At 64.8% G+C, this 12,663-nt stretch carries 12 protein-coding genes and 2 pseudogenes; 4 read left to right on the top strand and 10 right to left on the bottom strand.

Annotated features, from left to right (window positions below; all coding sequences use genetic code 11):
• Positions 1-3 precede the first annotated feature (3 nt).
• Genes LRS09_RS10870 through LRS09_RS10880 form a run of 3 tightly spaced genes read left to right on the top strand, consistent with a single transcriptional unit; the run spans position 4 to position 3,111 of the window.
• Positions 4-1,119: an ABC transporter ATP-binding protein gene (locus LRS09_RS10870; protein WP_257806360.1), complete on the top strand. Its 1,116-nt coding sequence runs from the start codon at positions 4-6 to the stop codon at positions 1,117-1,119.
• The gene (locus LRS09_RS10875; protein WP_257806362.1) at positions 1,116-2,078 is read left to right on the top strand and encodes an N-acetylglucosamine kinase; all 963 of its coding nucleotides are present in this window, start codon (positions 1,116-1,118) and stop codon (positions 2,076-2,078) included. The genes LRS09_RS10870 and LRS09_RS10875 overlap by 4 nt, the downstream gene beginning before the upstream one ends.
• 34 nt (positions 2,079-2,112) lie before the next feature.
• Entirely contained in the window at positions 2,113-3,111 is a 999-nt protein-coding gene (locus LRS09_RS10880; RefSeq protein WP_257806365.1) for an SIS domain-containing protein, read from the top strand.
• Between the two features lie 13 nt (positions 3,112-3,124).
• Here LRS09_RS10880 and LRS09_RS10885 read toward each other — a convergent pair.
• The 8 genes and pseudogenes from LRS09_RS10885 to LRS09_RS10915 form a co-directional block, all read right to left on the bottom strand.
• Positions 3,125-3,256: pseudogene (locus tag LRS09_RS10885) on the bottom strand (RidA family protein); the annotation flags it as partial.
• A 141-nt stretch (positions 3,257-3,397) separates the two neighbouring features.
• Positions 3,398-4,207 carry an enoyl-CoA hydratase/isomerase family protein gene (locus LRS09_RS10890; RefSeq protein ID WP_257806368.1) on the bottom strand — a complete coding sequence of 270 codons (810 nt, stop codon included), beginning with the start codon at positions 4,205-4,207 and terminating at the stop codon, positions 3,398-3,400.
• A gap of 22 nt (positions 4,208-4,229) precedes the next feature.
• Positions 4,230-4,511 (bottom strand): hypothetical protein, encoded by a 282-nt coding sequence (locus tag LRS09_RS30260; protein ID WP_374684906.1) that lies wholly within the window; start codon positions 4,509-4,511, stop codon positions 4,230-4,232.
• A gap of 196 nt (positions 4,512-4,707) precedes the next feature.
• Positions 4,708-5,889: pseudogene (locus tag LRS09_RS10895) on the bottom strand (AMP-binding protein); the annotation flags it as partial.
• A gap of 1 nt (position 5,890) precedes the next feature.
• Positions 5,891-6,691 carry an ABC transporter permease gene (locus LRS09_RS10900; protein ID WP_257806375.1) on the bottom strand — a complete coding sequence of 267 codons (801 nt, stop codon included), beginning with the start codon at positions 6,689-6,691 and terminating at the stop codon, positions 5,891-5,893.
• Entirely contained in the window at positions 6,688-7,530 is an 843-nt protein-coding gene (locus tag LRS09_RS10905) for an ABC transporter permease (protein ID WP_257806377.1), read from the bottom strand. Before LRS09_RS10905 ends, LRS09_RS10900 begins: the two co-directional genes overlap by 4 nt.
• A 45-nt stretch (positions 7,531-7,575) precedes the next feature.
• On the bottom strand, positions 7,576-8,622 hold the full coding sequence (locus LRS09_RS10910; protein WP_257806380.1) for an ABC transporter substrate-binding protein: 1,047 nt from the start codon (positions 8,620-8,622) through the stop codon (positions 7,576-7,578).
• Between the two features lie 48 nt (positions 8,623-8,670).
• Complete coding sequence (locus LRS09_RS10915) at positions 8,671-9,720, bottom strand: ABC transporter ATP-binding protein (RefSeq protein WP_257806382.1); 1,050 nt, start codon at positions 9,718-9,720, stop codon at positions 8,671-8,673.
• A gap of 129 nt (positions 9,721-9,849) precedes the next feature.
• Here LRS09_RS10915 and LRS09_RS10920 point away from each other — a divergent pair, with 129 nt between their 5' ends.
• Positions 9,850-10,560: a TetR/AcrR family transcriptional regulator gene (locus tag LRS09_RS10920; RefSeq protein WP_257806384.1), complete on the top strand. Its 711-nt coding sequence runs from the start codon at positions 9,850-9,852 to the stop codon at positions 10,558-10,560.
• 66 nt (positions 10,561-10,626) lie between these two features.
• Here the strand turns inward: LRS09_RS10920 and LRS09_RS10925 are convergent, their stop codons facing one another.
• Complete coding sequence (locus LRS09_RS10925; RefSeq protein WP_257806387.1) at positions 10,627-11,535, bottom strand: LysR family transcriptional regulator; 909 nt, start codon at positions 11,533-11,535, stop codon at positions 10,627-10,629.
• A gap of 137 nt (positions 11,536-11,672) precedes the next feature.
• The gene (locus tag LRS09_RS10930; protein WP_257806389.1) at positions 11,673-12,653 is read right to left on the bottom strand and encodes an ABC transporter substrate-binding protein; all 981 of its coding nucleotides are present in this window, start codon (positions 12,651-12,653) and stop codon (positions 11,673-11,675) included.
• Positions 12,654-12,663: the final 10 nt, after the last annotated feature.

The following is a 12,663-nucleotide window of genomic DNA, read 5'->3' on the forward strand; positions in this document are numbered from 1 at the left end:
CACATGGCCTTCCTGGAAATCTCCTCGGTGACCAAGTCCTTTGGCACGGTGAACGTGCTGCAGGACGTGAACCTCGCGATCGAACGCGGCGAGTTCGTCGTCTTCGTCGGGCCTTCGGGCTGCGGAAAATCCACGCTGCTGCGGATGATCACCGGCCTCGAGGACCCGACCTCCGGCACCATCGCCATCGAAGGCGAGGTGGTGAACGATGTCGAGCCTGCCAAGCGCGGCACCGCGATGGTGTTCCAGTCCTACGCGCTCTACCCGCATATGACTGTCTTCCAGAACATGTCGTTCGGCCTGCGCATGGCCGGAAAGCCGAAGGACTTCATCGCCGAGCAGGTGCGGCAGGCGGCGGCGATCCTGCGCCTTGAAAAGCTTCTCGACCGCAAGCCCGCGCAACTGTCCGGCGGACAGAAGCAGCGCGTCGCCATCGGCCGCGCCATCGTGCGCGAGCCGCGCGTCTTCCTGTTCGACGAGCCGCTGTCCAACCTGGACGCCGAACTGCGCGTGCAGATGCGTGCCGAGCTCATGGAGCTGCACCGCCGCCTCGGCACCACCATGATCTATGTGACGCATGACCAGGTCGAGGCGATGACGCTAGCCGACAAGATGGTCGTGATGAACGGCGGCAAGATCCAGCAGGCCGGCGCACCGCTCCGTCTCTACGACGATCCCGACAACCGCTTCGTCGCCGGCTTCGTCGGCTCCCCCAAGATGAACTTCCTGCCTGCTCGCGTCGCCGGCTCCGATGCGTCATCGGTCAAGCTGGACGCGATCGGCGGCAGCGGCTCGGCGAGCCTGCATTTCGCGGGGCTGCCTCCGCTCGACAAGCTCGAGATCGGGCTCCGCCCCGAGCATCTAAGGCTCGTCTCCGCCGCCGCTCCCGCCCCGGAAGGCGGGTTGCTGCTCGACGGCCGCGTCGCCTTCGTCGAAGAGCTCGGCGCGGAATCCTATGTCCATGTCGATCTGGCCGACGGAACGCGCATCATAGCGCGCGCCGGCCGCGATGCGGCTGCATCCTCCGACACGGCGCGGATCGCCGGAGATCTCGGCCGCGCGCTTCTCTTCGCTCCCGATGGAACACGGCTGCGCAATGCGGCTGGACGAACCGAATGACCTTACAGACCTCGCAGCCCAATGGTTCACTGATCGTCGGCATCGACATCGGTGGCACCAAGACCCACCTTCGCGCCGAACTTGCCGGCCTGCGGGACCCCGCCCGGGTGAACGACCATATCGTGCCAAGCGCGCAGTGGCGCACCCGCAGCTGGGACGACGATGCGCATCGCCTGCTGGACATGGTCGACGAGCTTGCGGCCGGCATGCCGGTGGCCGCGATCGGCGTCGGCGCACATGGTTGTGACGATGACGAGGAATGCCAGGCCTTCGGCCGCGCCTTCGCTGCCCTGACCGAGATCCCCGTCTCCGTCGTGAATGACGCGGAGCTGATGCCTCTGGCGCTCGGCTTGACCGGCCAGATCGGCGTGGTCGCCGGGACCGGCTCGATAGCCGTCTGCCGGCCGGAGGGAGGCGCGATGATCTCGGCCGGCGGCTGGGGCTGGGTCGTCGGCGACGAAGGCAGCGCGGCCGGGCTGGTGCGTGAAGCGGTGCGCGCCGTTGCACGCTATTTCGATGCCGGCGGAGAATCCGACGAGCCTCTGGCCAAGGCGCTTCTCCACGCCCTCGACGTTCCCGCCATCCCCCGGCTCGGCAGCGCCCTTGCCTCCCTTGGCGGCCCGGCCGCCATCGGCGCCCATGCCGAGGTGGTCTTCGAGGCCGCCGCGTATGGCTCGGAACTCGCCCGGCGGGTCATTCGCGAAGGCGGACAGGAACTCGCCCAGCTCGTCATGCATCTCGATGCCCGCGGCGCTGGCGCCAGCCACGTCGTCGCAGGAGGCAGCGTCATCGTCGCGCAGGCCTCGCTCTGGCAGGCGTTCTCGCATGCGGTCTCCGAACGCTCTTCGGCGCGGATCACGCCGCATCTGTTCAGCGGCAGTCCGGTCGAAGGCGCCTGCCGCCTCGCCGCGGCTGTCGCCCAATCCTCGACCGGCGAACTGAAGCGCCTCGCGCGCTGACATCGCCTCGAGCTGCTCACAGGAAGGGAAAGTCATGAGCTACCGTTCAACCATTGCGCGTCAACCCGAAGCATTGGCGGACACATATTCGGCCGCGCGCGATCAGCTCGCGGGATTGGACCTCAAGCCGCTGGACCGGCCGGTGATCGGCATCACCGGCATCGGCGCCAGCTTCGCGGCAGCCGTCGTCGGCGCGGGCGAACTGCAGACGAAGGGCCGCCGCGCCTTCGCCATCCGCGCCTGTGACATGGCCGAAGGATACGATCTCGTCGACGCGCTCGTCGGCCTGTCGCATCGCGGCCGCAGCGTCGAGACCGTGCTGGCGCACGAGAAGCTGCCTTCGGCGAAGCGACTCGCGATCACCAATGATCCGAAGAGCCCCCTCGCCGAGGCGTCGGACTTCCACGTGACGCTGAACAACGGCTCCGACGCCACGCCCTCCAGCACCGGCTACACGGCCACGCTGCTGGCGATGGGCATGGCGTTCCAGAAGATGCTCGGCGAGACGGACGATGTCTTTGCCGCCATCCCCGACCTGTCGCGGCACGTTCTCTCGGCTGCGGCCCACAAGATGAAGCGGCTGGGCGAGCTGTTCCTGCAACGCCGCGCCATCGACTGCGTCGGCGCCGGATCGTCTCTCGGCACCGCAGACGGTGCGTCGTTGCTGATCCGGGAGGCGTCGCGCATTCCGGCCTCCGCCTACGACACCCGCCACTATCTGCATGGACCGCTGGAATCGATGGATGCCACCACCGGTGTCGTCATCTTCGGCGACGGCCGCGAGATCGAGCTGGCGCATCAGGTCGAGAAGATTGGGTGCCCTGTCCTGCTGATCACGACCCATGCCGGCATCGCGGATGGTGAACTCCTCACGGTCGTGACCGTCCCGAAGCAGGCAAACCAGATCGCCCAGGGCATCCTGAACATCTTTGCCGCGCAATTGTTCGCGGCCGAGCTGTCCGACGCCGCCGGCCTCACCGACACCAAGTTCCGCTACCGCATGTCGGATACCAAGGTGCCGGTGGCCGCCTGACCTACAGGCCACGTCAGTCGAGAATCGAGATGACCGCCTCGATCTCGACCGTGATGTTGCCCGGGAGCGAGGCCATGCCAACCGCCGAACGGGCGTGATGGCCTCGCTCCCCGAAGACCTCGATGAAGAGGTCGGACCAGCTGTTCTGTTGTATCCGGCGGCCAAATTGATGCGATCGGCCAGGCAGGGCGCGATGGCTACTGTCTGACAAGGGATCGACGCCCTCCGTGACAGGCTGCTGCAGAGCAGCCGGGCGCTGTCTTCGCGATAGACCTGTCGAAGTCGGCTAGGCGTCGGGTTTGCCCGACTTGTACAGAAAGCCTTCGACCCGCTCCTCGCCGCCATAGGCCATGCGCTGCATGCGGTAGAGGTTCTTGACATATTCCAGCGCCTCCATCCGGCGCATGTCCATGCCGCGCATCGACGCTTCCATCTCGATCCGCAGCGCGATCAGCGGATGGCGGGCGATGCGTTCGGCATAATCCTCAGCCTTGGCGAGCACTTGATCGGCTGGAACGACGGCATTGACGAGATTGGCGCGCAGCGCCTGTTCGGCATCCAGCGGGTCGCCCGTCAGCAGCATCTCCATGGCGATGGTATGCGGGATGAAACGCGACAGCCGCGTCGAGCCGCCGGCGCCGCCCATGCCATAGTTGATCTCGGGGAAACCGAACTTCGCATCCGGTGAGCAGACGCGGATATCGGTCAGCTGGCTGAGATAGATCATGGCCTGGCCGAAGCAGTAGCCGCGCACGGCCGCGATGATCGGCTTGAACCGGTCGAGCGCCAGCACCTCGCGCGACCAGGTGAACGTGTCGGGCGTCTTGGTCTCCATGCGGAACTTCGGCCACATGTAATATTCAAGCTCGTCCCTCGGTGTGTCGAACTTGGCGTATTCGGTCTTGATGTCGTCGCCGGCCGAGAAGGCGCGGTCGCCTGCACCCTGCATGATGCCGACATGCACGTTGTCGTCGGCGAGGAACTCGATCATGTGACCGTAGAGTTCCTTGTGCATCGCAGGTGTCATCGGGTTCACGCTGCCGTTGCGGATCGTGAAATAGCCGACCTTACCCTTGCGCTCATATTCGAAAGGCATGCGAAAAATCTCCTGAAATGCGTTAGAGCCACGCGCCGGCGACGCGGTCGAAACTGCCGACCCTCAGGTCGGGCTTCTCCGCCACCAGCTTCTGCTTGGCGATCTTCTCGGAAGGGGTCTTGGGCAGCGACTCGCGGTATTCCAGGAAGCGCGGGATCTTGAAGGCCGCGAGCCTGGCCCTGCAATGCTCGAAGACGGCCTCCGGTGGCACGTCGGCCTGCTTCACGCCCGGCTGCAGCACGAGATAGGCTTTCACCTCCTCGCCGCGGGCCGTGTCCTTGACCCCAACGGCGGCTGCCTCCAGTAGCGCCGGGTACTTCGCGCAGCACCGCCTCGACCTCGCGGGCGGCGATGTTCTCGCCTGAGCGGCGGATCATGTCCTTCAGCCGGCCCACGATATAGTGGAAGCCCTGCTCGTCCTTCCAGAACAGGTCGCCGGTGCGGAACCAGTCGCCGAAATAGGACGATTCATTGGCTTCCGGCTTTTTGTAGTAGCCGAGCATGATACCGGGACCGCGGATGCACAGTTCGCCGGTCTCGCCGACAGGCACCTCCTTGCCGTCGGCGTCGACAATCTTGGCCTCGCGGAAGGGCGAGGGGACGCCGCAGGTGCCGGAGCCGACCATGTGGGTCGCCTCGCGCGGCGTGAACAATGCCGAGCCGACCTCCGTCATGCCGAAGCTTTCGCGCGCGACCGTGTTGTAGCGCCGTTCGAGATCGGCGTGCCGCTCCTTGTCGAAGCCGAAGATCGAGATGCGCTTGAGACTGTTCGCGCCGTCGAGCGCCTCCTCCGGCTGCTGGTAGACGATCTCGGGGAACAGGCAGTAGTGGATGTCATATCTGCGCACCCAGTCCATGAAACGGGTCGAGCTCGCCCGTTTCGCGGCGAAGATCTGTCCGCCGGCGCGCATGGCCATCAGGGTGAGCCACTGCGGGTCCATGTAGAAATAGGGTTGGGCGACGAGGATGTTGGTCGCCTGCTCGTCCTGTCCGCCACGCATCTCGGCCACCAGCGACAAAGTCAGCCAGTAGCGATGCGTCAGCATGCACCCCTTGGGAAAGCCGGTGGTGCCGGACGTGTACTGGATGTTGACGAGGTCGTCGATCGCCGGCGCCGGCAGGCCTTCCGGCAGTTTCGGAGCCGTGCGTATGAGTTCGCCCAGGTCGCGCGCGCCTTCGGGGGCGGCGCCGACCACGAGCACGTTTTCGGCGGAGAACGGCGGCTCGCCATCGAGCGCCGCATAGGCAGGCAGGCAATCGGCGTGGATGACGAGAAAGCCGGAATCGGAATCCGTCAGCACGTAATGCAGTTCACGGCCGGTGTAGTTGATGTTGACCGGCACCATCACTGCGCCCAGCCTGGCGATCGCCAGCCATGTCGCGGGAAACTGCGGAATGTTCGGCAGCATCACTGCGACATGCGACCCCTTGCGCACGCCTGCGGCATGAAGCGCCGCCGCGGTGGTCTCGATTCGTGCCTTGACCTCGTCATAGGTTGCCGTCGCATCCTCCTTCTCTTCGAAGAAGGTCCACATCGGCTTGCTGCCGTTCGCCGCCACGCAGGCCTCGACCAGCGACCAGATGTTGGGCGACAGCGGCGTCGCCTCGATCGCGCCGACCAGACGATCGACCTCCTTGCGGAGCTCCGGCCACGGTTTGGGTGATGCTGCGGTGCCGTGCATGTCAGGCCTCTGCGAATGTTGTGGTCTGGTAGCGGCGCTCGTTGCGCCGGCGGATGAGTTCGCCGATGCCCATGCCGGCGATGCTGAGCATGGTCAGCATCACGGCGACGGCCGGAACCGTGGGATCCAGCTTCAGGCCGAGGTCGTTCCAGATGCGGACGGGCAGCGTCTGCGCGCCGCCGGAGACGAACAGCGTGATGATGAGTTCGTCGAACGAGGCGAAGAAGGCGAGCACCCCGGCTGCGAACATCGACGGCACCAGATAGGGCAGGGTCACCAGCATGAAGGCCTTGACCGGCCCCGCGCCGAGTACCCGCGCCGCGCGCTCGATCGTGGTGTCGAAACGTCTCAGGCTCGCCGAGACGAGAAGCACCACATAGGGAATCGCCACGACCGAATGCGCCACGGTGAGCGCCCAGACATTGTCCACCAGCCGGTAGCGCAGGAAGACGATGTAGAGGGCAAGCGCCAGAACGACGGTCGGCAGGATCAGCGGCGCGATGAAGATCGCGGTCAGGAGGCCCTTGCCCGGAAAGCTGGCGCGCACCAGCGCCACCGAGGCCAGCGTTCCGGCGACAAGGCTGATGATCGTCGCGCCTATGCCGACACGGAAGGACAGAAGGGCCGCGCGGACCCAGGTAGGGTCCTCGAAGAAGGCCGCATACCAGCGCAGCGACAGGGACCGGGGCGGGAATTCGAGAAACTGGCTCTCGGTCAGCGAGATCGGCACGAGGAAGATCAGCGGCAGAATCAGGAAAAGCACCAGCGCCACGAAGTAGACGGCGAGGAAGGATCTCATCATCGGCCGAGCCCCGCGCCGGAGAATTCGGCCCGGCCGCGCGTCGCCAGCCGGAAGAGGCCGAGGCAAGCGAGCGTCACGATCAGCAGGGCGCTGGCCAGCACCGCCGCGAAGCCCCAGTTCAGCGTCTGGTGCACCTGAATGTCGATCAGGTTGGCGATGATGATGGAGCGGCGGCCGCCGAGCAGCGCCGGCGTCACGAAAAAGCCGAGGCTCAGGATGAAACATATGATGCCGCCGGTGGCGACGCCGCTCAGGCTCAGCGGCAGGAAGACCTTGAGGAAGGCCTGCGCCGGCGTTGCGCCAAGCGAGCGGGCCGCCTTGATCAGTCCGCGGTCGATGTCGAGCATCGATGCCAGACAGGTGAGGATCACGATGGGCAGCAGTATCTGCACCATGCCGATGCGTACCGCCGTGTCGGTGTAGAGAATCTGCACCGGCGACAGACCTATCGAGCCGAGAAGCCGGTTCACAACGCCTTCACGCCCGAGGACAACGATCCAGGTATATGTCCGGATCAGGATGCTGATCCAGAACGGCAGCAGGATCAGATATGTCACGTAGGCGCGTACCTTCGGGCGCAGGCCGCTCATGAAATACGCGGCCGGATAGCCGAGCACCAGGCAGATCGCCGTCACCGTCAGCGCCAGCCAGAAGGTACGCTCGAGAACGACCAGCGCGACACGCGATTCCAGAAGTTCCCGGACCGGAGCCATCGTGAACCCGGCGTCGTCGTGCACGCTCAACCCGAGGATGCCGACGATGGGCACGATGAAAAGCAGGCCGACCAACAGTACCGCGGGCAGCAGCAGTAACAGCGTGGTCGGCCTGCTCATCATCATCGATCGGGCTTCTTCTCTTTGTGCTGCCTCATTGCTCGGCTGCCCTTAGAGGAGCAGCCATTCGTTCCAGCGCTTCTGTACCGTTTCCAGGTTCTTCGCCCACCAGTCGCCATCGAAGCGGAACTGAACGGCCGCGTTCTCCGGCGCCGTGGGCAAGGTTGCGACGAATTCGGGTTCGAGCAGCTCCATCATGCCGGGCACGAAGCCCGGATACGGCACCATCTTCACGAATTCGGCAGACGCCTTCGGATCCATGCGATACTTCATGAACTCCATCGCTTCCTTGGGATGCTTCGCGCCCTTCGGAATCCCGAGATAAGACAGCATCAGCGCGCCGCCGTCCCAGCTGATGTCGACGGGCTTGCCTTCTTTCTTGAGCGGGGTGATGCGGCCGTTCCAGCACGAGGTCATGTTGACCTCGCCGTCGACCAGCAGCTGCACGTGCTGGGCGCCGTTCTCCCACCAGACGGGGATATGGTCCTTGATCTCGTCGAGCTTTTCAAAAGCCTTGTCGACATCGATCGGGTAGATCTTGTCGAGCGGCACGCCGGCGGCGACCAGGGCGAATTCGAGGTTGCCCTTCGGCGAGTTCTCGAGCGAACGCGGTCCCGGGAAGGTGGCGACGTCCCAGAAATCGGCCCAGGTCTTCGGTGCCTTTCCCTCGAAGCGGTCGGTGCGATAGGCCATCACAGTGGAGTAGGAGGCGCGGACCATCGCCGTCGGCAGCTTGGCCATCTCCGGCAGCTTGTTGTCGGGATCGATGATCGAGTAGTCGATCTTTTCCAGCCAGCCGGCCTCGGTCGCGAGCGCGACGTCGTCGCCGTTGAGCTCGGTCAGATCCCACTCGACATTGCCGGACTCCACCATGGCCTTCAGTTTCGGAAGGCTCACCGGAGCGGTCGAGCGGACCTTGATGCCGGTCGCTTCCGTGAACGGATCTTCGAACAGCTTCTTCAGCACTTCGGCCAGCGAGCCGCCCGAACCGTTGACGACGATCTCCACGTCCTCGGCAAATGCCGGACGGAGAGCCGACGCGGCGAGAGCGACGGATGCCGCCCCGATATTGAATGCACGTCTCGTCAGATTTGCCATCGAAGTGTTCCCTGTTCTTCGTTGCGATGCCTGTGAGCCTGCACCGGCCTAAGCCGGCAAAAGGGTTATGTTGTCCTCGTCGAAAGCGATGCCGATAGATGCGCCTGGCGCCGAGATCTCCGTGCCGGGCTGGCGCGATTCCACGAACGAAAAGGTCGTTCCATCCTTTGCCTCGACCACGTAACGGACCGCGTCGCCGAAAAAGACCGCCTGCCGCACGGTGACGGGCCAGTTCTCGCCGGACGATCTGCGGATATGCTCGGGCCGCAGCGCGACGAAGCCGCCGGCATGGCCCGACATCGCGGGAATGCGCACGACGCCGAGGCCTTCCACGAGAACACCTTCTTCCGTCTGACCGCGGATTTTCAGGATGTTGTTCGAGCCGATGAACTCCGCGACGAAACGAGAGTTCGGCCGGTCGTAGAGGTCTTCCGGGGTGCCGAGCTGGCGGATCGCTCCCTTCTCCATCACGGCCAGGCGATCCGACAGCGCAAGCGCCTCGCCCTGGTCGTGCGTGACGTAGATGACCGTGCAGCCGATCTCGCGCTGGTACTGCTTGATCTCGATCTGCAGCGCCTCGCGCAGCTTCAGGTCGAGCGCGCCCAGCGGCTCGTCCATGAGAAGGACGCGCGGCTCGAACACGACCGCACGGGCGAAGGCCACGCGCTGCTTCTGCCCGCCCGACAGTTCGTGCGGCATGCGCTTCGCAAGCCCGTCGAGCCGCACCATTTCGAGTGCCTTCATCGACCGGTTCAGGATTTCGCTCTTCGCGACCCCGCGCATCTCAAGCGGAAAGGCGACGTTTGCGAGCACGTTGCGGTGCGGGAACAGGGAATAGTTCTGGAACACCATGCCGATGTTCCGCTTCTCGGTCGGCATGCGGGCGATCGAGACGCCGTCGATCAGGATGTCGCCCTGGTTGATGTCGACAAAACCGGCAAGGCTGTTCAGGGCCGTCGTCTTTCCGGAGCCGCTCGGCCCGAGCAGGGTCATGAACTCACCCGGGGCGACATCCATCGAAAAGCTCTCGAGCGCGACGAAGTCGCCATAGGTCTTGCGGACCTCCCGAAATTCGATCGATGCACCCCTGATGGCCATTCAGCGTCCAATCCCAGCGTGACGGACAAAAAGTGACAAGATCGTCATTTTCTGTCAAGCGGTCTTTGCGAGGGGCACTTTCATTGCTATGCCGGAGATCGACGGCGCCGCCCGCGGGAGTGTTGAGACGTGACGTACAACTACGTCCAATATCTGGAGAAAAAGCTTTTCGAAGCCCGTGACTCCCGCAAGACGGTCCGCACCGAACTTCAGATAGAGATCGCCATGGCCTCGCTGCTGCAAACGAGGGCCTATCATTCGATCTCGGTCGACATGATCACCGAGCGAGCCAGGCTCGCCCATGGAACATTCTACAGATACTTCGCCGGCAAGCGTGAATTGGTCGCCAAGACACTGGCCGACTATTTCGAGTTCGTGCGCACCACGCGGCCGAAGAGCTCGCCCGAAACGGCGGACTACGAAGCCATCAGCATCGGCAACCGCCACTATGTCCGCTGCTTCCGCGAGAATGTCGGCCTGATGCGCTGCCATTTCCATCTGAAGGACGAGGACGACCTGATCGCCGAGGTCGCCCGCCGGGCGGACCGCCAGATGTCGGACCGGTCGATACGTCGGGTGCTGCGCAAGAGCCGGCTGGCGGAGGACGAGCTCCACGAACTGCGTCTCACCACATATGCACTGATCAGCATGGTCGACGAACTGCTGCTGAAGGTCTACGGCCAGATGAACCCGCCGCTGGCCAACCTCGCCGACCAGCCTGACGTCGTCGCCGACACGCTGACGCGGCTCTGGCATGCCGCGCTCGATGGCTACGGCCAGAAGACGCCGGTCGAAACAGCCAGCCCGACGGAGCATCGCATCGACATCGCAGGCGAATGAGCCGCCGGCATTCCCGGTCGCGCCTCTCTGCGACGGGACAGAAGCGAGGCGGTATTCCCGCTTCGGTCAAACTCCGGGCAACTCGCCCAGCATGTCCTTGAGGCGATCCGCGATCAACGCGGTGACCGGGCTCATGCGGGCGTGTCGCTGCGCAATCAGCGACAGTTGCGAGCCCGGATGGATCTTGTCGGCGAAGGGAATGTGGACGACGCCTTCCGGATCGATGTCGAGAAACACGTCCGCCAGCCCCAGCACGGCGATCTGGCCGTGATCGCGCACCAGCATCTTCGTCACCCGGATCGAGTTCGTCGTGACGATGTGGCGCGGAGTGAACTTCAGCCGCTCGAGCGACTTGTCCAGCTTCTCGCGCAGGCTGAGCGAAGCGTCCGGCATGACGAAGGAATAGTCCGAGCAGTCGCTGATACGGATGCTCTTCTTGTTGGCCAGCGGATGGTCGCGCCCGACGATGATGCCGGGACGCGGTTCGACCATCTTGATCACGGCGAGGTCGGGAAGACTGGGCGCGGCGTAGCAGATGACGAGATCGAGCTCGCCAGCAAGCAGCCGGTCGATCAGCGTCTCCGTGCCGCCGACCACGATGTCGAGCGAGATCAGCGACCGGCGCTCGCGCATCGAGGTCATCAGCCGCGACACCATGTATTCGGACAGGCTCTCCATCAGGCCGATGGAGGTGTGGCCCTTGATGTCGCCCTTTAGTTCGGCCAGATGCCGCCGCGACTTCTCCTGGTCCTGCAACCAGCGACGCACGTCCGCCACCAGCACCTCGCCGGCCGCCGTCAGCCGCACGCCGCGCGGCAGCCGCTCGAACAGTTGCGCGCCGTATTCCTCCTCCAGGTTGAGGATCTGCCGGTTGAGGGCCGAGGGCGAGATGTTCTGCTTCGCCGCCGCGCCGCGGATGGAACCGGCCTTGGCGACAGCATTGAGCAAGATTGCCGCCGAGGCGATCAGCGGCATGGGATGCGATCCGTTCTGTTATTGCACATGAAAGGCAGGAACCCGGCCAATGGTCTGCCGACACACTGGCCGGAATCGCTGCCCCTGTCCAATGCGTGGCGGCGGAGAAAGCAAGCCGCCGTCGCGCCGGGACGGCGTTACTTCTCGTAGATGAAATCGGCGGGCGTCAGCTCCGTGGTCACGCCCTGCGCCTGCTTCGCGACGTCGAGCGTCGCCGCAACACCGTCCATGTTCCAGCCGAAACCGCTTGCCTTGAACTTCGCGTCCTCGAAGACCAGCGGCAGGGCGGCCTTGGCGATGCCGGTGTGCACGGCCACGTCGAGACCGCCGACGACGGCGTTCATCGCCTCGACCGCGCCATCCGGATCGGCCTTGGCGGCCTCGAAGGAACAGATGGCGGCCTCCTTGAAGCGGGCGACGAGGTCCGGGTTCTTCGCGATCGTGTCCTCGGAGGCGAGGAGCGAATTGGAATAGACGCCGAGCTCGGAGGCGAAGTTGATCGTCTTGACCTCCTTGCCGGCCTTCTGCGCCGCCGCGTTGATCAGCATCGCGGTCGTCACGAAGGTGGTGATGGCGTTGACCTGGCCCTGGATCAGCAGGCCGCTGAGCGTCGCCGCCTCCACGGTCTCGACCTTCACCTTGGCGAAGTCCGCTCCGGATTTGCCGAAGGCGATCGGCAGGATCTTGATGCCGGAATCGCCCGGTGCATGCGCGATCGTCTTGCCCTCGAGATCGGCGATCTTGCCGATGCCGCTGTCGGCCAGCACCGCGACCGCGACCGGCGAGGTCGAATAGATCGGCATGATCGCCTTCACCTTGGCGCCGGCGGTGATCTTGCCCAGCATGATCGAGCTCAGGTCGGCGGTGCCGAACGGCGCGACGCCGGCTGCGATCTTGGTCACCGTATCGCCGCCGCCATAACCGCGCTCGACGGTGAGGTTGATGCCCCTGTCGCCGAAGCAGCCGTTTTTGGCGCCGAGATACCAGGCCCCCGCGAGGCCGCCGGGCGTCCAGTCGAGCATCAACGTGACGTCGTCGGCAGCGCGTGCCGCCGTGGACAGAATGGAACCGGCGGCGACCGCGAGGGCCGCGACGGACATTAGAAACTTGCGAGTCATGGAAGGTCTC

This window comes from Mesorhizobium sp. J428, from assembly GCF_024699925.1.
GTDB lineage: Bacteria > Pseudomonadota > Alphaproteobacteria > Rhizobiales > Rhizobiaceae > Mesorhizobium_A.